The organism is Microbacterium sp. NPDC055910 (genome assembly GCF_042271185.1).
Lineage (GTDB): Bacteria > Actinomycetota > Actinomycetes > Actinomycetales > Microbacteriaceae > Microbacterium.
On the sequence record NZ_JBHJZS010000006.1, the window covers coordinates 1 to 21,330 of the forward strand.

General features: G+C 70.2%; 17 protein-coding genes and 1 tRNA gene. 11 read left to right on the forward strand and 7 right to left on the reverse strand.

The features are described from left to right. The first annotated feature begins 62 nt into the window (after nt 1–62). Nucleotides 63–1,862 (forward strand): ABC-F family ATP-binding cassette domain-containing protein, encoded by a 1,800-nt coding sequence (locus ACFC3F_RS04350; RefSeq protein WP_376127069.1) that lies wholly within the window; start codon nt 63–65, stop codon nt 1,860–1,862. 45 nt (nt 1,863–1,907) lie between these two features. Here ACFC3F_RS04350 and ACFC3F_RS04355 read toward each other — a convergent pair whose 3' ends face one another. After that, nucleotides 1,908–4,088: a CocE/NonD family hydrolase gene (locus ACFC3F_RS04355; protein WP_376127071.1), complete on the reverse strand. Its 2,181-nt coding sequence runs from the start codon at nt 4,086–4,088 to the stop codon at nt 1,908–1,910. Between the two features lie 401 nt (nt 4,089–4,489). On the opposite strand from ACFC3F_RS04355, the gene ACFC3F_RS04360 reads away from it, so the two are divergent. Further along, nucleotides 4,490–7,315 carry a M64 family metallopeptidase gene (locus tag ACFC3F_RS04360; RefSeq protein WP_376127073.1) on the forward strand — a complete coding sequence of 942 codons (2,826 nt, stop codon included), beginning with the start codon at nt 4,490–4,492 and terminating at the stop codon, nt 7,313–7,315. A gap of 236 nt (nt 7,316–7,551) precedes the next feature. Next, the gene (locus tag ACFC3F_RS04365) at nt 7,552–8,922 is read left to right on the forward strand and encodes an NAD(P)-binding domain-containing protein (protein WP_376127075.1); all 1,371 of its coding nucleotides are present in this window, start codon (nt 7,552–7,554) and stop codon (nt 8,920–8,922) included. 42 nt (nt 8,923–8,964) lie between these two features. Here ACFC3F_RS04365 and ACFC3F_RS04370 read toward each other — a convergent pair whose 3' ends face one another. Then, complete coding sequence (locus tag ACFC3F_RS04370; protein ID WP_376127077.1) at nt 8,965–9,462, reverse strand: MarR family winged helix-turn-helix transcriptional regulator; 498 nt, start codon at nt 9,460–9,462, stop codon at nt 8,965–8,967. Nucleotides 9,463–9,524: 62 nt separating this feature from the next. Here ACFC3F_RS04370 and ACFC3F_RS04375 point away from each other — a divergent pair. The 6 genes from ACFC3F_RS04375 (at nt 9,525) to ACFC3F_RS04400 (ending at nt 15,001) form a co-directional block, all read left to right on the forward strand. Beyond that, nucleotides 9,525–9,596: transfer RNA gene (locus ACFC3F_RS04375), tRNA-Gln, on the forward strand. Nucleotide 9,597: 1 nt separating this feature from the next. Further along, nucleotides 9,598–11,064, forward strand: a complete 1,467-nt coding sequence (gene glmU / locus ACFC3F_RS04380; RefSeq protein ID WP_376127079.1) for a bifunctional UDP-N-acetylglucosamine diphosphorylase/glucosamine-1-phosphate N-acetyltransferase GlmU — start codon at nt 9,598–9,600, stop codon at nt 11,062–11,064. After that, nucleotides 11,039–12,073, forward strand: coding sequence for a ribose-phosphate diphosphokinase (locus tag ACFC3F_RS04385; protein WP_376127080.1), 1,035 nt, complete (start codon nt 11,039–11,041; stop codon nt 12,071–12,073). Before glmU ends, ACFC3F_RS04385 begins: the two co-directional genes overlap by 26 nt. Then, nucleotides 12,070–12,480, forward strand: coding sequence for a hypothetical protein (locus ACFC3F_RS04390; protein ID WP_376127082.1), 411 nt, complete (start codon nt 12,070–12,072; stop codon nt 12,478–12,480). The genes ACFC3F_RS04385 and ACFC3F_RS04390 overlap by 4 nt, the downstream gene beginning before the upstream one ends. A 4-nt stretch (nt 12,481–12,484) precedes the next feature. Next, nucleotides 12,485–13,369 carry an FAD:protein FMN transferase gene (locus ACFC3F_RS04395; protein ID WP_376127084.1) on the forward strand — a complete coding sequence of 295 codons (885 nt, stop codon included), beginning with the start codon at nt 12,485–12,487 and terminating at the stop codon, nt 13,367–13,369. A gap of 63 nt (nt 13,370–13,432) precedes the next feature. Further along, nucleotides 13,433–15,001, forward strand: coding sequence for an FAD-dependent oxidoreductase (locus tag ACFC3F_RS04400; RefSeq protein WP_376127259.1), 1,569 nt, complete (start codon nt 13,433–13,435; stop codon nt 14,999–15,001). On the opposite strand, the gene ACFC3F_RS04405 is transcribed toward ACFC3F_RS04400, so the two are convergent. From ACFC3F_RS04405 to ACFC3F_RS04420, 4 genes are all read right to left on the reverse strand, one after another. After that, the gene (locus ACFC3F_RS04405; protein ID WP_376127085.1) at nt 14,995–16,557 is read right to left on the reverse strand and encodes a sensor histidine kinase; all 1,563 of its coding nucleotides are present in this window, start codon (nt 16,555–16,557) and stop codon (nt 14,995–14,997) included. The genes ACFC3F_RS04400 and ACFC3F_RS04405 overlap by 7 nt on opposite strands. After that, nucleotides 16,554–17,279, reverse strand: a complete 726-nt coding sequence (locus tag ACFC3F_RS04410) for a response regulator transcription factor (protein WP_376127087.1) — start codon at nt 17,277–17,279, stop codon at nt 16,554–16,556. The genes ACFC3F_RS04405 and ACFC3F_RS04410 overlap by 4 nt, the downstream gene beginning before the upstream one ends. Before the next feature lie 162 nt (nt 17,280–17,441). Then, nucleotides 17,442–18,869, reverse strand: coding sequence for an NADP-dependent phosphogluconate dehydrogenase (gndA, locus tag ACFC3F_RS04415; protein WP_376127261.1), 1,428 nt, complete (start codon nt 18,867–18,869; stop codon nt 17,442–17,444). 245 nt (nt 18,870–19,114) lie between these two features. Continuing rightward, nucleotides 19,115–19,243 carry a hypothetical protein gene (locus ACFC3F_RS04420; RefSeq protein ID WP_376127089.1) on the reverse strand — a complete coding sequence of 43 codons (129 nt, stop codon included), beginning with the start codon at nt 19,241–19,243 and terminating at the stop codon, nt 19,115–19,117. 253 nt (nt 19,244–19,496) lie between these two features. Between ACFC3F_RS04420 and ACFC3F_RS04425 the strand changes: the two genes are divergently transcribed. Both ACFC3F_RS04425 and pth read left to right on the forward strand, forming a co-directional pair. After that, complete coding sequence (locus ACFC3F_RS04425) at nt 19,497–20,120, forward strand: 50S ribosomal protein L25/general stress protein Ctc (protein WP_376127091.1); 624 nt, start codon at nt 19,497–19,499, stop codon at nt 20,118–20,120. Between the two features lie 92 nt (nt 20,121–20,212). Further along, a complete protein-coding gene (pth, locus tag ACFC3F_RS04430) occupies nt 20,213–20,797 on the forward strand; it encodes an aminoacyl-tRNA hydrolase (protein ID WP_376127093.1) in 585 nt (194 codons plus the stop codon). A 6-nt stretch (nt 20,798–20,803) separates the two neighbouring features. On the opposite strand, the gene ACFC3F_RS04435 is transcribed toward pth, so the two are convergent. Beyond that, the gene (locus ACFC3F_RS04435) at nt 20,804–21,283 is read right to left on the reverse strand and encodes a hypothetical protein (protein ID WP_376127095.1); all 480 of its coding nucleotides are present in this window, start codon (nt 21,281–21,283) and stop codon (nt 20,804–20,806) included. Nucleotides 21,284–21,330 lie beyond the last annotated feature (47 nt).

Genomic DNA, 21,330 nt, shown 5'->3' on the forward strand with positions numbered 1-21,330 from the left:
ACCCCGCAGTCTCGGCGCCCCGGTGCAGTCTCACGGTCAAGGGGGCCTAGCCTGGGAGGGATATGGCGCATCTTCTCGGGGCGGAAGCCCTGCACCTCGAGTTCCCCACCAAGGTCGTGTTCGACTCCGTCTCGCTCGGCATCGACGAAGGCGATCGGATCGGCGTCGTCGGCCGCAACGGCGACGGCAAATCCAGCCTCCTGGCGATGCTCGCCGGCCGGCTCGAACCCGACGGCGGCCGCGTCACGGTGCGCGGCGGCGTCCGCGTCGGGGTCCTCGACCAGTCCGACACCCTCGGCGAGACCGGCACGGTCGCCGAGGCCGTCGTCGGCGACACGCCGGAGTACGAGTGGGCGGGATCCTCGCGCGTGCGCGACGTCATCGCCGGGCTGCTCGCCGACATCGCGTGGGACGGTCCCGTCACGGGCCTGTCCGGCGGCCAGCGCCGCCGCGTCGCGCTCGCGCAGCTGCTCGTCGGGGACCACGACGTCATCTTCCTCGACGAGCCGACGAACCACCTCGACGTCGAGGCGATCGCCTGGCTCGCCGAGCACATCAAGCGCCGGTGGCCGGCGAACCAGGGCGGCCTGCTCGTCGTCACCCACGACCGGTGGTTCCTCGATGAGGTGTGCACATCGACGTGGGAGGTGCACGACCGCATCGTCGAGCCCTTCGACGGCGGATACGCCGCATACATCCTGCAGCGCGTCGAGCGTGACCGGCAGGCGGCGACGATCGAGGCGCGACGCCAGAACCTCGCCCGCAAGGAGCTGGCGTGGCTGCGGCGAGGAGCCCCCGCGCGCACGTCCAAGCCGAAGTTCCGCATCGATGCGGCCAACGAGCTCATCGCCGACGTCCCCGAGATCCGCGACAAGACCGAGCTGCAGTCGCTCGCCGTCACGCGCCTCGGCAAGGACGTCGTCGATCTGCTCGACACCTCGGTCAGCTACGGCGACCGCGTCGTGCTGCATCCCCTCGAGTGGCGTATCGCGCCGGGGGAGCGCACGGGCATCCTGGGCGTCAACGGCGCCGGCAAGTCCACGCTCCTCGGGCTGGTGTCGGGTGAGGTCGAGCCGACGACCGGTCGGGTCAAGCGCGGCAAGACCGTCAAGGTGGCGACGCTGACGCAGCGCCTGGACGAACTCGAGGAGCACCTCGACGATCCCGTGCGGGTCGTCATCGCGGGCCTGCGGACCTCGTACACGTTCGGTGCCGGCTCGAAGGCCCAGGAGCTCACCCCGGGTCAGCTCCTCGAGCAGATGGGCTTTTCGAGCGCGCAGCTGTCGACGCCCGTGAAGGACCTCTCGGGCGGGCAGAAGCGTCGCCTGCAGCTGCTGCTGATCCTCCTCGAGCAGCCGAACGTGCTGATCCTCGACGAGCCCACGAACGATCTCGACACCGACATGCTCGCCGCGATGGAGGACCTGCTCGACACGTGGCCCGGCACGCTCCTGGTCGTCTCCCACGATCGCTATTTCATCGAACGGGTCACCGACCAGCAGTTCGCGATCCTGAGCGGGCACCTGCGCCACCTGCCGGGGGGCGTCGACGAGTACCTGCGGCTGCGCGAGCGCGAGCGTCAGGCTCCTGCGGCCGACCGCGCCGCGGCATCCGCTGACATACCGGATGCACCGCAGCCGACCGGTGCGGAGCTTCGGGCGATGCAGAAGGAGATCGCGTCGCTGGAGCGCCGTCTCGAGAAGCTCGAGAAGCAGATCGCGACGGCGCGCACGGCGCTCGCCGATCACGATCAGGCCGACTACGGGGGCCTGGCCGCCGAGATGGCGAGGATCACCTCGCTCGAGACCGATCGGGATGCGGTCGAGGAGCGCTGGTTCGAGCTGTCCGGCCTCGTGGAGTGATCAGCCGGCGGTGGGGATGCGGGAGCGCACCCCCACCGCCGGAACTCACCGCGCCGGGTAGGACGCCGTCTTGGTGACGGTGATGGTCTCGCCGTCGACGAGTCCGGTCACCGTGACCGTCGCCGTGCCCGCGCCGACCGATGCCGAGCGCGTGTTGAACGAGACGGCGACGCTCTTGCCCGGCGCGACCGAGGAGAACGTCTTCGTGCCGAAGTCCGTCTCGACGGTGATGTCGACGGGAACCTCGGCGTCGTTGGCGGCCGTGACGCTGACGTACGGCGTGCCGCCGAGCGTGCGCGTCGTGGCCGTCACGTCTCCCGCGAGGGCTTCGATCCCGGCATCCGAGGCCGCCTGCGTGCCGCCGACGACGGGGAGGCTGATCCTGCTCAGTGTCATGTCGACGGTGATCTCGGGGCGGGATGGCAGTGTCTCGACCGAGTACGACCGGTACGACCCGACGAGGATCACTCCGATGCGGTTGCCCTCCGAGAAGGTGTAGTCCTCGGGGAGCATCGGGAAGCTCAGGCTCTCCGCGACACCGGGGACGAGCGGCGCGGCCTGCTCGAGCGAGAAGCGGTTGCGGGCATCCATGACCCCCTTCGTGACACGCCACTGGTTCGTCGTGATGGGGCGGTAGTCCACGATCCGGTAGCAGGCGTCATCGTGCTCGGACGCCTCGCCATGGCAGGTCTCGGGTGCCGTCGTGTTCTGCCGGATGCCGTCGCCCGCGCGGTCGTTCTGCTCGGTCGGACCGTACTCGACCAGCATGGCGCCGACGTACGCGACGTCCTGGCTGGAGGCGGCCGTGAGTTCGACCACGGGCGTGCCCGAGATGCGCAGGTCCTCGGCGAGCGGGTCGGAGAGGAAGGCGAGCCGCGACGCCGATGTCGTCTCGGGGTTGTTCATGGCCTGCGCCTCGGTCTGGCTCGGGTTGTCGACGAACGACGCGACCGTCGCCTCGCCCGGAGCGGGCGTCAGGGCGAACGACCCGGCGCCGCCGGCGCCGTCGCGGAGGTAGACCTCCACGTGCTCGGTGCCGTCGATGGGCCAGTTCGCGTGCTGCTCCCATACGCCGCCCTCGACCTCGACGTCGACCATCGGCTCGGCGTCGATCCCGTTGTCGATGTCGAGCAGGTAGTGGTCGAACCAGCGGTGCAGCGTGTCGACCCATTCGCCGCGGCGGAAGTCGAAGGGCTCGATGTGGCCCGTGCGCGACAGCCACATCTTGCGCTCGACGTCGTGCTCGCCGAGGGCGGCCCACATCTTCGAGGCGTGGTCGGCGCGGACGTTCTCCTCCTGCAGGCCGTGCACGAGGAAGACCGACGCGGTCACCTCGTCGACCTTGTCGAGGTAGTTGCGCTCGTACCAGAACGGGGAGTAGTCGCCGTTCTCATCGCCGTCCGCCGCGTCGATCTCATCCCACACGGGCGCGCATCGTGCCTGACGCTCGCGGTCGTCGTTCGTGATCGTCGTGGCGAGGGAGCGCAGGTAGTTGTTGCCGCGCTGCACGAGGCCGTTCGTGCGCGTGTAGTCGTAGTAGTTGTACGGTCCGCCGATCGGGACGACGGTCGCGAGACCCTCGACGCCGGACACGGCCGCGCCCATCGCGAGCGCGCCGTCGTAGGACTTGCCGATCATGCCGGACTTGCCGTTGTGCCAGTCGACGACGACGGGCTCGCCATCCGCATCGACGGCGGTGTTGCGGCCGTTGAGCCAGTCGACGACGGCGGGGCCGGACATGTTCTCGGACTCGCCCTGGATCGTCGGGCAGCCGGTCGAGCCGGCGGTTCCGGTCATGTCGACCAGGGCGACGGCGTAGCCGCGCGGCACGAAGTAGTTGTCGTAGTAGAGGGGCCACCGGTCGTTGAGGCCGTCGCCGTCGACGTCGGCTTTGAACTCGGACTCGTTGCCGCGTCCGAGTGTCGCGTAGTACGGCGAGTTGTCGATGATGACGGGGGCCTTCAGACCCTCTTCGGTCGCGGCCGGCCGCATGATGTCGACGCGGATCAGATCCTCGACGCCGTCGCGGTCGCTGTCGATACCGGCCTTGACCCATACGCGTTCGCGCACGGCATCGGTGTAGCCGTGCACGGGCTGGGTCACCCCATCGGCGATCACGATCCCGGGTGGTTGCGCGGTGCTCGCTGTCGCGGGGCTGGTCGCGGCGGCCGAGACGAGCCCGGCGCATACCAGGACGGCCACGGCGGCCGGGGTTCTGAGTCTCACAGTGAAGGGTCCCTTCGTCGACGTGTGTCGGGTCCGAGCACGTGCCCGCTTCGCCGCGGGGCATCGTGCGTCGCGGTTGCGTTGGTCGTCCGGACTCCGGTGGTGCTGTCACGACGTCGTGCCGCTGTGGAATCCAGGAGACGTGCCCGAATCGTCGCAGGGTCCTCTGTGATATGTCAAACATTACTGAGGGTGCGACGTCTGTCGATGGTCTTTGTCGGGCCCCTTCAGTAGCGTGTTACACGTCACCGGGCCCCCGCCCGGCGAACCCCATTGCACCCCTACGAAGCGGTGCGGATCCGTGACGGCGCACAGAAGCGTCCCGGAAAAGGAAGGTCCACGTGTTGAAATCCCCCAGAAGAGCGTCATCGAGGATCGGCGCGGTACTCGCGACGGTCGCGATGACCGCAACGCTCGTCGTCGGCGGTGCCGCGACGGCGACGGCGACGGCGGTCGACCCGCTGCCCGAGCCCAACGTCGTGCCGATCCAGGTGACCGGCGACCCCAGCGAACGACTGAACCTCGTCGTCTTCGGTGACGGCTACCAGGCCGACCAGCAGAGCCTGTTCATGGCCGACCTCGACCGCAATCTCGGCGTGCTGTGGGGGACCGAGCCCTTCCGCAGCTACAAGAACTACATCAACATCTACGCCGTGCAGCTCGCGTCGATCGACTACGGCGTGCACTGCGACCCCGACGGCCGCGTGCGTCACCCCGACGGCACGATCCGCGACACGGGCGAGCGCGAAGGACCCCTCGCGACCAAGAACACGGCACTGCGCCTCACGCTGAGCGGCTGCAACGACCCGCTCGCCCGCGGCATCACCTACGGGCGCGCCCCCGTCGACTGCGAGTCGCAGGCCGGCCGCTACCCCGAGGGCGTCGACCCGTGCGAGACGGGCATCCAGGCACAGCGCCGGATCCTCGACGACTACGTCGCGCCGCTGCTGGGCATCCCGCGCACGGCGCAGAACGTGCAGACGCTCGCGCTGGCCAACACCTTCACGTACGGCGGCATCGGCGGCCGCGACGCGACGACCTCGGCGGGCTCCCCGCAGGGTCCCGTCGTCTCGCTGCACGAGCTCGGCCACTCGCTCGGAACGCTGCGCGACGAGTACCCCTACAACTCGCGCGACGTCGTCCGCCAGTGCTACACGGGTGCCGAGTCGGGCACGAGCTTCCACCACACGACGTACACGTCCGAAGAGCAGATGATCGCCGACGAGCACAAGTGGTTCCGCTGGCTCGGCGAAGAGAGCCGCTCGGGCGGCAGGATCGGCCTGTACGAATCCGGCGGACTGTACCCCTGCGGTCAGTACCGTCCGAGCGAGCACTCCATGATGCGCTGGGTCGGATACGACTTCGACCAGATCGGCCTCGAGCACATGGTCGCCCGCATCACGGGCCTGCGCGACTCGGGTCAGATGGTCGTCACCTCGACGCCCGAGGGTGTCGTGCCCGCCGACAGCGTCCTGTGGACCGAGTCCGGCCAGCCGCGCTTCCACGAGCTCACGGTGACGTGGCGCAACGGCGGTCCGGAGGGCGAGATCATCGCGTCGGGCCCCGAGCGCAGCCTCGACCTCGGCGAGCTCGACCTGCCCGAGGGCACGACGGTCCACGTCGAGGTCCGCGACCCCGTCGGTCCCGACGGCATCGACTGGGTCCGCATCCCGTCGGCCAACAACACCGCGACCGACTCGGGCTACAACGGCCCGCGCTTCGTGCAGACCCGGCAGTGGACCATCGGTGCGGAGGCCGTCGTCCCGTCGGCTCCCGGTGCGGAGATCACCTCGGCCAGCCTCACGTCCACGCCGCTCGCACGCGACGAGGTCGTCTTCGTCCGCACGAACCACCCGAGCGACCGCATCCCCACGGTGACGTGGAAGATCGATGGCGCCGAGGTGCAGTCCGGCACGCGCACGACGCTCGACCTGGGCGCGCTCGACCTCGGCGCGGGAACCTACGACCTCACGGTCTCGGTCACCGACCCGGCGAACCCCGACGTCGCCCCGGCGACGCAGGCGTGGAAGATCGACGCCGTCATGCCCACCGCGCCGCGGACGCTGTCGGAGTCGCTCGCGACCTCGACGACCGATGCTCACCCGATCTACTTCGGCGGATGGGACATGAAGCTCGACCCGACGGACTCCACCGCCGGGTACGACAGTGAGCGCTACGTCGTCGGTCAGCTGCGCCTGAACGGCGACGGATGGCTCGACTACTCGGGCTTCCCCGAGCAGCCGATGCCGGACTCGCCGTTCCGCTTCCGCCACTCGGGCACCGACCTGAAGGCCCTCACCTACGGGAACCTCGGCTCGGGCGGACTGAGCAAGGCCGCGTTCGAGCAGACCCTTCCGGATGACCACCCGCTGGGCGGCTTCATCCCCGGGTTCGGCACGCACGTCGTCGAGCACCGCGCGATCGACGCCGCCGGCAACATCGGCGATGCCGACTCGTACACCGCGACGGCACTGCCCGGCGCGGCACTGGAGTGCACCCAGACGCTGACCGGCGCGCTCGAGTCCGTCACGCTCACCGCGGGTGCCACGTGCATCACCGATGCCGACATCGCCGGTGCCCTCACCGTCACGGGCGATGCATCCGTCATGGTGACCGACACGGTCATCTCGGGTGCGCTCGCCGTCGACGGGGCCGAGACGTTCCAGATCTTCGGATCGACCGTCGAGGGCTCCGCGACGATCAGCGGCGTCGAGCGCGACGTCACCGCGGCGGGCACGACGTTCCGTCGTGGGGTCGAGCTGTCCGGCAACACGCAGGTCACCGCCAACGAGCGCTTCAGCAGGCTCGCCGGTGAGTACGGCCCCGTGTTCGCGGGCAACACCGTGTACGGCACGCTCACGTGCGACGCGAACAGCGCCGCGCTGAGCGACTTCGGCGCGACGAACGCCCTGGGCGGCGCGACGGTCGGTGACTGCGGAGAGCTCGCAGACTCGCTCGCCGTCACGGCCAGCACCGCGACGCGGTCGCTGGGCAGCACGGCGTACGTGAGCGTCTCGGTCAGGAACGACGCGGATGCCCCGGTGGACATCACCGTCGAGACGGCCTTCGGCAAGAAGTCGTTCTCGTCGGTCGCGCCGGGCAAGACCGTCGCGGTCTCGCTCAACTCACGGTCGGCGTCCGTCGCCGACGGTGAGGCGACCGTCACGGTGACGAACCTCGAGACGGACGAGACCTTCACGGTCTTCGCGCCGTACCAGGGCTCGTAACCGGTCCTCGCCACAGCGCTGCGCGGGTCCGTCCCTTCGGAGGCGGGCCCGCGCAGTGCGTTGCGCACGACCCGCAATCACCCGGAAAAGACCGCTGATCGCGTGCTTGATACCCTGGAAGACGGTCAGCACCGAAACCCGGACGGCGCGCGTGGTGTTTCTTCCCCGTGCCGCAGCGGTGCAGATGTATGCGATGACGCAGATGCAAGTGATACGCAACTAGAGGATACGAATACATGAGAATAGCGATTATCGGCGCCGGTCCCAGCGGAATGGCGCAGCTGCGAGCCTTCCACGCTGCAGAACAGGCGGGCGCAGAAGTTCCCGAGATCGTCTGCTTCGAGAAGCAGGAGGACTGGGGCGGCCAGTGGAATTACACGTGGCGCACGGGTCTCGACGAATTCGGCGAGCCGGTCCACTCCAGCATGTACCGCAACCTGTGGTCGAACGGCCCCAAGGAGGCGCTGGAGTTCGCGGACTACAGCTTCGACGAGCACTTCGGAAAGCCGATCTCGTCCTACCCGCCGCGTGAGGTGCTGTGGGACTACATCAACGGCCGCGTCGAGAAAGCGGGCCTGCGCGCAGCGGTGCGCTTCAGCACGGTCGTGCGCTGGGTGGACTACCACCCCGAGACCGAGACGTTCACGCTCGCGAGCGAGAACCTCGTCGACGGCTCGACCACGAGCGAGGAGTTCGATCGCATCATCGTGGCATCCGGTCACTTCTCCTTCCCGTCGCAGCCCGAGATCGCCGGTGTCGAGACGTTCCCCGGCATCATCATGCACGCGCACGACTTCCGCGGCGCCGAGGCGCTCAAGGACCGCACCGTCCTCGTGGTCGGCTCGAGCTATTCGGCCGAGGACATCGGCAGCCAGGCCTACAAGATGGGCGCCGGACGCGTCATCGCGAGCTATCGCACGCAGCCCATGGGATACGACTGGCCCGAGGGGTTCGAGGAGCGTCCGCTCATCGATCGCTTCGAGGGGTCGACGGCGTACTTCTCGGACGGCAGCGTCGCCGAGATCGACGCCGTCATCCTGTGCACGGGCTACCTGCACAAGTACCCCTTCCTTCCCGACGAGCTCGCCCTCGAGTCGCGCAACTGCGTCTACCCCGCGGGGCTGTACAAGGGCATCGTGTGGCAGGACAACCCGCACGTGTTCTACCTCGGCGCACAGGACCAGTGGTTCACGTTCAACATGTTCGACGCACAGGCCTGGTTCGTGCGCGACATCATCCTCGGGCGCATCCGGCTTCCGGATGCCGCGACGCGGCAGATCGACATCGATCACTGGCTCGCGCGGTTCCACGCGATCGCCAGCGCCGCCGATGAGATCCGGTTCCAGGGCGACTACATCCGCGACCTGATCGATGCGACCGACTACCCGATGTTCGACATCGATGAGGTCGTCGAGATCTTCCTCGCGTGGAAGGACGACAAGGCCGAGGACATCATGGGCTACCGTGACCGCACCTACCGTTCGGTCATGACCGGCACGATCGCGGTGCAGCACCACACGCCGTGGATCGATGAGCTCGACGACAGCCTCGAGCGCTACCTCGACGAGTCGGCCGGTGCCGACCTCGCGGAGTCCGTCGGACGCTGACCCGTGGCATCCGGGCCGGCGGCGACGCCTGCCCGGATGCGCTCAGCGGTCGAAGCCGAGGCTCAGCTTGCGCAGGAGGCCCGCGAGGCGGTCGCGGTCGGCGCGCGAGAGCGTCGCGAGCAGCGTCGCCTCGGCGTCGACGAGGCGCGTGATGGCCGCGTCGACGCGCAGGCGGCCGTCATCGGTGATCGTGACGAGGATGCTGCGACCGTCATCCGGGTCGGCTTCGCGCCGGACGAGCCGCCGGGCCACGAGCCGGTCGATGCGGTTCGTCATCGTGCCGCTCGAGACGAGCGTCTGCTGCAGCAGCTGCTTGGGGCTGAGCTGAAACGGCTCGCCCGCGCGCCGCAGGGCCGACAGCACGTCCCACTCCCACGGCTCCAGGTCGCTGCGGCGGAACGCATCGCGCCGCGCGCGGTCGAGGTGGCGAGAGAGCCGATCGACGCGCGAGAGCACTTCCAGCGGCGAGAAGTCGAGGTCGGGGCGCTGCGCGATCCACGCCTCGACGATGCGATCGACTTCGTCCGACTTGTCCGCCACCCGCCCATCATCGCATCCGCCTGCGTCGTGGCAGACTTGTCAGGTGCCGCGGTCGCGGCCGGTCCGCCGTGGTGTAACGGCAGCACGACAGCCTTTGGAGCTGTTAGGCCCAGGTTCGAATCCTGGCGGCGGAGCATGTCGAACACGCACACACCGCTGGCCGTCGTCGTCCTCGCCGCGGGGCAGGGCACCCGCATGAAGTCGGCGCTGCCCAAGGTGCTGCATCCGATCGGCGGTCGTCCGCTCGTCGGACACGTCGTGCGCACGGCCCGCGCCCTCTCGCCCGCGTCGGTCCTCGTCGTCGTGCGCCACGATCGCGACCGTGTCGCGCAGGCCGTCGTCGACACCGACGCTCAGGCCGTCGTCGTCGACCAGGACGACATCCCCGGCACCGGCCGCGCCGTCGAGGTCGCGCTCGAGGCGATCCCGGACTTCGACGGCGATGTGCTCGTGCTCAGCGGCGATGTGCCGCTGCTCGACGCCGACACGCTCACGGCACTGCTCGACACGCACCGTGCGCGCGCGGCCGCCGCGACCGTGCTGAGCGCCATCCTCGATGACGCGACCGGCTACGGCCGTGTCATCCGCGACGAGTCGGGCGCCGTCGCCCGCATCGTCGAGCAGAAGGATGCCACGCCCGAGGAGCGCGCCGTCACCGAGATCAACGCCGGGGTCTACGTCTTCCGCGCGGCGTCGCTGCGCGTGCAGCTCTCGCGCGTGGGCACCGCCAACGCGCAGGGCGAAAAGTACCTCACCGACGTCGTCGGTCTGCTGCGCGGTGCCGACGAGCAGGTCGCCGCGACGCCGGCGCCCGACGCCGCCGTCGCGCTCGGGGTCAACGACCGCGTGCAGCTGTCCGAGGCGGCGCGTCTGCTCAACGCGCGCACGGTGCGTCGCTGGCAGCTCGAGGGCGCGTCGATCCTCGACCCCGCGACGACGTGGATCGACGTCGACGCGACGCTCGCGCCCGATGTCACGATCCTGCCGAACACCTACCTGCTGCGGGCGACGACGATCGCCTCGGGCGCCGTCATCGGGCCCGACACGACGCTGTCCGACTGCGAAGTGGGGGAGGGGGCGACCGTCAAGCGCACCGACGCGACGCTCGCCGTCATCGGCGCGGGAGCGACGGTCGGTCCGTTCTCGTACCTGCGCCCCGGCACGATCCTCGGCGAGAACGGCAAGATCGGAACCTTCGTCGAGACGAAGAACACCACGATCGGCGAGGGCAGCAAGGTTCCGCACCTGTCGTACATCGGCGATGCGACGATCGGACGCCACGTCAATCTGGGCGCGGGCGCCATCACGGCCAATTACGACGACCTCGCCAAGCATCGCACCGAGTTCGGCGACGAGGTGCACACGGGGTCGCATAACGTCTTCGTCGCGCCCGTTAGGATCGGAGATGGCGCGAAGACCGGGGCGGGAGCCGTCGTTCGCAAGGACGTTCCCGCGGGTGCCCTGGCCCTCAGCGTCTCCCCCCAGCGCAACGTCGAGGGGTGGGTCGAGATGAACAGACCGGGAACCGGTGCCGCGGACGTCGCGGCCAAGGCTCGGTCCGCACAGAAAGCGGACGATGGGGCGCAAGAACAAGACGGCTGATCGCGATCACTCGGGGGACACGACTCCGGGTCTGGTCGCGAAGACCAAGAAGCGGCTCGTCGTCGCGGCTGGTCGCTCGCACCCCGAGCTGGCAGGTGATGTCGCCCAGGGTCTGGGGACGAAGCTCGTGCCGACCGAGCACCGCACCTTCGCCTCGGGTGAGATCCTCACCCGTTTCGAGGTCTCGATCCGCGGGTGCGACTTCTTCCTCATCCAGACCTTCGGTCCGCCGGTCAACGAGTGGCTCATGGAGACGCTCATCATGCTGGATGCCGCCAAGCGGGCCTCCGCCAAGCGCATCACGGTCGTCATGCCGTACTACCCGTATTCGCGGCAGGACAAGAAGGGCCGCGGACGCGAGCCCATCAGCGCCCGTCTCGTCGCGGATCTGCTGCGCACGGCCGGTGCCGACCGCATCATGAGCGTCGACCTGCACGCCGCCCAGATCCAGGGATTCTTCGACGGCCCGGTCGACCACCTCTTCGCCAAGCCCGTGCTGCTGGAGTACTTCCAGCGCACCCTGTCCGCCGAAGACCGTGAGAAGCTGACGGTCGTCTCGCCCGACACGGGCCGCGTGCGCGTCGCCGACCAGTGGTCGGACAGCCTCGGCGCACCGCTCGCGATCATCCACAAGCGTCGCGACCCCAACGTCGCCAACCAGGTGAGCGTCAACGAGATCGTCGGCCACGTCGACGGCCGGGTCTGCCTGCTCGTCGACGACATGATCGACACGGGCGGCACGATCGTCAAGGCAGCCGAGGCGCTCAAGAAGAACGGTGCCGAACGCGTCATCGTCGCGGCGACCCACGCCGTCTTCAGCGATCCCGCCGCCCAGCGACTGCAGAGCGACGCGATCGACGAGGTCGTCGTGACCGACACGATCCCCCTGCCGCCCGAGAAGTGCTTCCCCCACTTGACGGTCCTCCCGATCGCGCCGCTGCTCGCCCGTGCGATCCGCGAGGTCTTCGAGGACGGCTCGGTCACGAGCATGTTCGACGGGGCGGCGTGACGGTTCGCACGCGCACGCTCGCCGCGGCGGCGGTCGGAATCGCGGGTGCCTTCGGCTTCGCCGGCTGCGCCTCCACCTCTGCCGGGGCCGACGGCGATCAGGTCGCGGGACCGTACGCCGACGGCGTGTACACGGCGGAGGGCTCCTACGCGACGCCCGAATCGGTCGAGACGATCACGGTGACCGTGACGCTCGCCGACGACGTCGTCACCGACGTGTCGGTCGTAGGCGACCCGCAGCGCGCCGAATCCGCGCAGTTCCAGGGCCAGTTCATCGGCGGCATCTCGGGCGAAGTCGTGGGAAAGCCCCTCGACGAGGTCTCGGTCAGCCGCGTCGCGGGGTCCTCGCTCACGAGCGGCGGATTCGCCGAGGCGCTCGAGGCGATCAAGGCCGACGCCGCGGACTGAGACGGTGACGCTCCGCGAGCACTGGCGTTTCGCCGCGATCGGCACCGAGTGGCTCGTCGAGACCCCCGATCGGATGAGCGATGCCGTGCGGCGGGACGTGGCATCCGTCATCTCGTCGTTCGACGAGACGTGGTCGCGCTTCCGCGCCGATTCGCTCGTCGCCCGGCTCGCTCGTGACGGGGGAGAAGCGCCCGCTCCCGGGGATGCCCGCGTCATGCTCGACGCGTACACCGCGCTCTCGGAGGCCACAGCCGGCGCCGTGCAGCCGCTCGTGGGCGACGCACTCGCCCAGCGCGGGTACGACGCCGACTTCTCGCTCGTCGATCGCGGCGCGCGCTCCGCTCCGTCGGACTGGCGGGCGCAGCTCACCTGGGACGATGAGCGGCTGGCGCTGCGCCGTCCGGCCCTCATCGATGTCGGCGCCGTCGGCAAAGGGCACCTCGTCGACCTCGTCGCGGCACTCCTCCGCCGTGCGGGACATCGCGTCGTCGTCGTCGACGCGGGCGGTGACATGGCGATGCACGGCGTCCGGGAGCGGATCGGCCTCGAGCACCCCTTCGACGCCCGCCGCGTCCTCGGGGTGTGGGAGGTCGAGGACGCCGCGCTGTGCGCTTCGGCGACCAACCGGCGTGCGTGGGGCGACGGCCTGCATCATGTGCTCGATGCGCGCACGGGAGAGCCCGTGCGCGCGATCGCGGCGACGTGGGCGGTCGCGGCGACGGCGCTGCGGGCCGATGCGATCGCGACGGCGCTCTTCTTCGACGGGGGCCCGCGGCTCGCGCACGAGTGGGGCGTCCACTGGGTGCGCATGATGACCGACGGCCGGGTGGAATGGTCGCCGGGCTGCCGGGCCGAGCTGTTCGCTGCGGGCAGTACCGTGGAACCGTGACCGACACGTCTTCGCCGCGCCCTCGCACGTCCGCCCAGGCCTCTCGCGAGGTGGTGTGACGTGCTGGGCTCGTTCACCGTCCTGTGGAGTCGTGTCTTCGCGGTCCTCGGCCGCGTGTCGATGTACCGTCTCGTGCTGCTCGCGCTCGCCGTGCTCGGCGGGATCGCGCTCGTGCTGTCGTTCTTCGGCCAGGTGGCTCCCGGACCGCTCGAGCTGCTCGCGACGCTCGCGGTCCTGGCCGGCGTCTGCGTGGGGGTGGATGCCGCGGCTCAGCGCATCCTCTCGCTGCCGTGGCGTCTGGAGTCCTCGCTCATCACGGCGCACATCCTGTTGTTCGTGCTGCGACCGACGCTCGATCTCGCCGGGCTCGCGGGGATCGCGCTGGCCGCGGCCGTGGCATCCCTCTCGAAGTACGTCCTCGCGTGGCAGGGGCGGCACATCCTCAATCCCGCCGCCGTCGGCGCGACGGTGCTGACGCTCGTCGCGCTGGCCGTCCCCGCGCTCGGGATGCCGTCGTGGTGGGTGGGCACACCCGCGATGGCCGGCCCCGTCGCGCTGCTGGGCATCGTCGTCCTGTGGCGCACCGAGAAGCTGCGGGTGATCGCCGTCTTCCTCGTCGTCGCGGTCGGCGTCGCCGTCATGCGCACGGCCGCGCAGTACGAGGCGGCGGGTGTGTCGACCGAGATCGGCGACATCTTCTGGCCGATCCTGTCGTCGTCGCCCTTCCTGTTCCTCGGCGCGTTCATGCTGTCCGAGCCGCTCACGCTGCCGCCGCGGCGCCGTCAGCAGTTCATCGTCGCGGCCGTCGTCGGCATCCTCGCGGGCTGGCCGATCGACCTCGGCGCCATGAGTCTCGGCCAGGAGCGTGCGCTCATCATCGGCAACCTCGTCGCCTTCGCGTTCGCGGTGCGCTCGTCCGTGCGGCTCGTCCTCGATTCCCGGACGCAGCTCACACCGACCGTGCGCGAGCTGACCTTCCTCGCCCGTCGTCCGCTGCGGTTCGTGCCCGGCCAGTACCTCGAGCTCGAGGTGCCGCACCACCACCCCGACGCGCGCGGAACCCGACGCGAGTTCAGCATCGCCTCGGCGCCGCAGGACATGCCGTTCGTGCGGGTCGCGTTCCGCGAGGCCCAGGGCGAGGGGGCGAAGCCGCCCAGTTCGTACAAGCGCGCGCTCGCGGCCGTCGAGGCCGGCACGGCGCTGCCCGTCACGGGCGTGTGGGGAGACTTCGTCCTGCCCAAGCGCACGACCGCGCCCCTGCTGATGGTCGCGGCGGGCATCGGCGTCACGCCGTTCGTGTCTCAGCTGCGCGCCGCGAAGCTCGCCGCCGAGGACCGCGATGTCGTGCTCGTGTACGTGGCATCCGAGTCGTCGGAGCTGGCCTATCGCCCCGAGCTCGAAGCGACGGGCGTGCCCGTCGTCGTCTTCACACGGGACCGGCCCGCGGATCTGCCGTCGCACTGGGCGTGGGCGCGCGGTGTGCGTCTCGACGCCGGCGGGCTCGTGCAGGTCGTCCCCGACATCGCGTCGCGGCACGCGTACATCTCGGGTCCACCCGGCCTGATCGCCGACCTGGCGCCCGCGCTCGAGCGGGCGCGCTCGATCACGACCGACGCGTTCAGCGGCTACTGAGCCGGCGTCGTCGCGGGGTCGGCGTGGGGGTCGGCCGGCCGGGCCGCGGGCAGTCGCAGCTCGAACGTCGTGTCGCCCGGCGCCGATCGCACCGACAGCGTGCCGCCGTGGGCGCGCGCGATCGCCTGCGCGATCGACAGGCCGAGGCCGGTGCCGCCCGTCTGCCGTGCGCGGGAGCGGTCGCCGCGCGAGAAGCGCTGGAACAGCTCGTCGGCGACGGCGGGGTCGATGCCGGGGCCGTCATCGTGCACGCTCACGACGGCCTCTCGGCCGTCGTGCCGCACCGAGACCGCGACGTGCGTGCCCTCGGGGGTGTGGATGCGCGCGTTGGCGAGCAGGTTGGCGACGACCTGCGTGAGGCGCCCGGCGTCGCCCGCGACGACGACGGGGTTCTCATCGAGGTCGAGCGACCATTCGTGATCGGATGCCGCGGCCTGGGCATCGCCGGTCGCATCGATCACGAGGCGCGACAGGTCGACTGAGCCGTAGACGAGCTCCTGCCCCTCGTCGAGACGCGCGAGCAGCAGCAGGTCCTCGACGAGCGCCGTCATCCGCAGCGACTGCGCCTGGATGCGCTCGAGCGACGCCTCCGTCGTCTCCCACGCGATGCCGGTGACCTCGGGCGCGCCGCCCGGTCCCTGAGCCACAGCCGGTCCCTGAGCTTGCCGAAGGGCCCGCAGCGACAGCTCGGAGTACCCGCGGATCGAGGCGAGAGGCGTGCGCAGCTCGTGGCTCGCGTCGGCGACGAATGCCCGCATCCGCTCTTCGTTGCGCTGACGCGCGTCGAGCGAGACCGCGACGTGGTCGAGCATCGTGTTGAGGGCTTCGCCGACTCGCCCGACCTCGGTGCGCGGATCGGCCTGCGCGGCCGGCACGCGCTCGGTGAGCGAGACGGCGCCCTCGGCGAGCGGCAGCGCCGAAACCCGTGCCGCGGTGTCGGCGACGGCGCGCAGCGGCGCGAGCCCCACGCGGATCGTCCACGCCGTCGCGACGCTGAGCAGCATCAGGCCACCGAGCGTGAGGAGGGTGATCGTCGTGAGCATCTGGCCGATCGTCGTGGCGACATCGGCGCGCGAGAGCCCGACCAGGACGACGGTCGCTCCCGCGCGGAGGGGCTCGAGCCGGTACGTGCCGACGTCGTCGATCGAGGCGACGATGGGCCCCTGCACGCGCAGTCCCTGCGCGATCTGCGAGATCTGGTCGTCATCCAGCGTCGCGACGGTGCCGTCGTCCTGCACGACAGCGGCCGTGGCCTCGCCGAAGGGCGACGAGATCGCCAGCAGCGAGCCGGCCGGCTGCGGGTTCTCGCGCAGCACGTCGGCGGCCGTCATCCCCGCGCTCAGCATCGGCCCGATCCACAGCGCCGTGCGGTTCGCGGTCGACGTCAGCTGCGCGTTCAGGCGCTGCTCGAGGACGGTGCCCAGGATCGCGCTCATCGCGACCGCGACGAGCACGAGGATGAGCGAGACGATCGCGACGACCGTGCCGATCAGGCGGTTCTGCAGAGTCCAGGGGCGCCGACCCGTCGGCGGTGCCGGGGCCGCGGCATCCGTCACTGCGGGGCCTTGATCATGTACCCGACGCCGCGCACGGTGTGGATGAGGGGTTCGCGGCCCGCATCGATCTTCTTGCGCAGGTACGAGATGTAGAGCTCGACGACGGAGGAGCGCCCGCCGAAGTCGTAGTTCCAGACGCGGTCGAGGATCTGGGCCTTGGATACGACGCGGCGCTGGTTGCGCATGAGGAAGCGCAGCAGCTCGAACTCGGTCGCCGTGAGCTCGATCTCGGTGCCGGAGCGCTCGACTTCGTGGCTGTCCTCGTTGAGGCTGAGGTCGCCGACGCGCAGGATCGGCTCACTGCCGCTCGGGTGCGCCGTGCCGGCGCGGCGCATGAGTCCGCGCAGGCGTGCCACGACCTCCTCGAGGCTGAACGGCTTCGTGACGTAGTCGTCGCCGCCCGCCGTGAGGCCCGCGACGCGGTCGGCGACGGCGTCCTTCGCCGTGAGGAAGAGCACGGGCACGTTGTCGCCCGACTGGCGCAGCCGCTGCAGCACGGCCATCCCGTCGAGGTCGGGCATCATGACGTCGAGCACCATGACGTCGGGCTCGAACTCGCGCGCCGCCTGCAGTGCCTCGGTGCCCGAGGACGCGGCGCGCACCTCCCAGCCCTCCATCCGCAGCGCCATCGAGAGCAGGTCGGTGAGCATCTGCTCGTCGTCGACGACGAGCACGCGCAGGGCGGTGCCGTCGGGCCGGTGCAGGGAGGGAGTGGCGTTCACGCCTCCCATTCTGCGCCCGCACCTATGGGTTTCCTATGGCGAGCGCTATGCGCCGGCTGTGCGCTCCCTATGAACCCGTTGACCGCGAGACTGCAACGGCGGGGCGAGACAGCGGGTGAACCCCGCAGTCTCGGCGCCCCGGTGCAGTCTCGCGGGTGGGGGTCAGTGGGTGTCTTCGGCGTCGATCTCGGTGCGGTCGCCGGACCAGAGGGTGTGGAAGGTGCCCTCGCGGTCGATGCGGCGGTAGGTGTGGGCACCGAAGAAGTCGCGCTGGCCCTGGATGAGCGCGGCGGGCAGGCGCGTGGCGCGGATCCCGTCGTAATAGGCCAGCGACGAACCGAACGCGGGAGAGGGGATGCCACTGGCTGCGGCGTCCGCGACGATGCGTCGCCACGCACCCTGTGCCCGGCCGAGCGCTTCGTCGAAGTACGGGGCGGCCATGAGCAGGGGCAGCCCGGGGTCCTGCGTGTAGGCGTCGGCGATGCGGTTGAGGAACTGGGCACGGATGATGCACCCGGCCCGCCAGATCTTCGAGATGGCGCCGAGGTCGATCGCCCAGCCGTACTCGGCGGCGCCGGCGCGGATGAGGTCGAACCCCTGCGAGTACGCGACGATCTTCGACGCGTACAACGCCAAGCGGACGTCTTCGATGAACGCGTCCACGTCGCTGACGTCGAGGTCGCGGTCGGGTCCGGGAAGGTTCACACCGTAGGGGCGCTGTCCGGCCTGAGCGGACAGCGACCTGGCGAAGGTCGCTTCCGCGATCCCGGACACCGGCACGCCGAGGTCCAGCGCGGTCTGCACCGTCCACGCGCCGGTGCCTTTCGCGCCGGCCTGGTCGAGGATGACGTCCACGAGCGGCTCGCCCGTGGCAGCATCCGTCTGGCGGAGCACCTCGGCGGTGATCTCGATCAGGTAGGACTCGAGTTCGCCGGTGTTCCACTCGGCGAAGATGTCGGCGATCTGGGCGGGGCTCTTGCCCGTCGCTCGCCGGATCAGGTCGTACGCTTCGGCGATGAGCTGCATGTCGGCGTACTCGATGCCGTTGTGCACCATCTTCACGAAGTGCCCTGCGCCGTCGTGACCCACGTGCGTCACGCACGGCTCGTCCTCGGCGACCGCGGCGATCGACCGCAGGATCGGTCCCAGCGTGATCCAGGACTCGTCCGAACCGCCCGGCATGAGCGAGGGCCCGAGCAGCGCGCCCTCCTCGCCGCCGGAGACTCCCATCCCGACGAAGTTGATGCCCGTGTCGCGCACGGCCTTCTCGCGGCGGATCGTGTCGGTGAACAGGGCATTGCCGCCGTCGACGATGATGTCACCGGGCTCGAACACCGACACGAGCGAGTCGATCACGGCGTCGGTCGCCGGGCCCGCCTTGACCATGATGATCGCCGTCCGCGGGCGCACGAGCGATGCGGCGAACTCCTCGTACGACGCGGTCGCGACGAACCCCGCCTCGGGGTGCGCCGTGACGAGCTCCTCGGTCTTGGCGTACGTGCGGTTGAACACCGCGACGGTGTTTCCCTCGCGCGACGCGAGGTTGCGCGCCAGGTTCGACCCCATCACCGCAAGCCCCACGACACCGATGTTCGCCGTCGCGGCGGGCGCGGCATCCGGACCCTCCGGTTCCGGGACCGGGCGTTCGACCTCTTCGGGGCGCGGCGCGCCCTCGTGCGCGGGAGCCGAACCCGGCTGATCGTCGCGATCGGTCGAGATGTCGTTGCTGGTCGAGGGGTCGCTCTGCGTCACACGTGCTCCTGGGTTCGATGAGGGGACGGTTCGGGGCGCAACGCGTGGCGCGATGGCGCGGGTACGGACGACGGCCGGCGCGTTCAGTCCTTGCGGTACGCCTGACGGCCCATCGACCAGAACGCCCCGACGAGAGCGATGAGCCCGAGGGCGCTCATGAGGCCGATGAGCCCCATCATGACGGTCGTGGCGAGCTGAGTGTCCATGGTCACGGGTCCTCTGGGTCGGGGCAGGATGGTCCGTTCATCATCGTAGCGGGAGCGCTGGTAGACTCGGGGTGGACTTCGGCGAGGGATCGTCGCATGCCGCCACGGCGGCACGTCGCGGCATCCGTTATCGACGGGGGTGTGCAGGCCTTCCAGGTTTCCTCACGCGCTCGCGTTCGAGTCGAGACCCCCATACGTGGGCCCGCGAGAAGCGCGGTGCCCGAAGAGCGAACGGGCCGCGTGCCCCAAGGAGAACATCATGTCGAACGAACTCGACAACAAGGTCGCCACCGAGACCCGCCACAGCTTCGGCAAGGGCTTCGCCCGTCGCCTCCGCGCCGAGGGCAAGATCCCCGCCGTCGTCTACGGCCACGGCACCGACCCCGTGCACGTCGCACTGCCGGGTCACCAGGTGTCGCTCCTCGTGCGCCGCGCCAACGCGCTGCTCGACCTCGACATCGACGGCGCGTCGCAGCTGACGCTCGTCAAGGACGTGCAGCGCGACCCCGTGCGCCAGATCATCGAGCACATGGACCTGCTCGTCGTGAAGAAGGGCGAGAAGGTCCAGGTCGACGTTCCCGTCGTCGTGCTCGGCGAGTCCTACCCGGGCACGATCGCCAACCTCGACGCACCGACGATCCTGCTCGAGGCCGAGGCGACCCACATCCCCGAGAGCATCGAGGTCGACATCGAAGGCCTCGAGGAAGGCGCGCACATCACCGCCGCCGACCTCACGCTGCCCAAGGGCTCGTCGCTCATCGCCGACCCCGAGACGCTCATCGTCGCGATCTCGGTGCCCGCCGCCGCGATCGCCGCTGAGGATGAGATCGCCGAGGCGGATGCCGCCGTCGCCGCAGAGCAGTCGGCCGAGAGCGCCGAGTAAGACTCCGCACGCTCACGAAGGGGTGCGTCGTCCGACCGGGCGACGCACCCCTTCGGCGTTCGGGCGGCGGCCGTTCGGGCAGGATGGTGGGCATGGCAGACGCATGGCTCGTCGTGGGCCTGGGCAATCCAGGGCCGCGCTACGAAACGACCCGACACAACGTGGGGCAGCTCGTCGTCGACGAACTCGCGGCACGACGCGGCGAGGGCTTCAAGGCGCACAAGGCGAACGCTCGCATCGCCGAGACGTGGCTGCGGCCGGGCGGGGCGAAGCTGATCCTGGCGAAGCCGAACTCCTTCATGAACGTCTCGGGGGGTCCGGTCGCCGGGCTCGCGAAGTTCTACGGCATCGAACCCGGCCATGTCATCGTCGTGCACGACGAACTGGACATCCCGTTCGACAGCCTCAAGCTCAAGACGGGCGGGGGTCACGGCGGTCACAACGGCGTGCGCGACGTCGCGAAGGCCCTCGGCACGCCGGAGTTCCCGCGCGTGCGCGTCGGCATCGGGCGACCTCCGGGGCGTCAGGATGCCGCGGACTGGGTCCTCGACCCATTCGGCACCACCGAGCGCAAGATGTTGCCCATTCTGCTCTCGGACGCCGCCGACGCCGTCGAGCAGCTCGTCGGCGAGGGGCTGCTCGCGGCGCAGCAGAAGCACCACGCTCCGCGCGTGTGACGCGGGTCAGTACGGAGCGGCCGCCAGCCCGAGCGCGAGTGCGCCGACCGCGGCGACGGCGAAGATGACCGGGCCGCCGACGGCGAGGACGACAGCGGCGATGCCCTGACCCCGGCCCGCGCCGGTCGCGATCGCGATGATGCCCTGCACGAGAGCCCAGATCCCGGCCGTCGTGCCCGCCCATCCCGCGACCTCCGCGAGCAGCACGATGTCGCGTACGGGGCTCAGCGCCGCCCAGTCGAGGTTCGGCCCGCTCACGAGCCGGACGAAGTCGATCCCCGCCGAACCGATGCCGTACGCCGCCAACGCGACGACGAGCGGCGCGACGACGGATGCCACGAGTGCGGCCACGAGCGCGACGATCCCGGTCGTCGCGGCGCGAGGCTGCGGGGGAGGAGGCGGCATCGCGACGGCGCGCGGCAGGACGTACGGCGGAGCGTAGGGCGCACCCATCGGGACGTTGCCGAGGTGCTGTCGATCGCTCATCCGTTCATCCTACGAGCGCCGCGCGGCGCGCATGTCCGCCGTCCCGC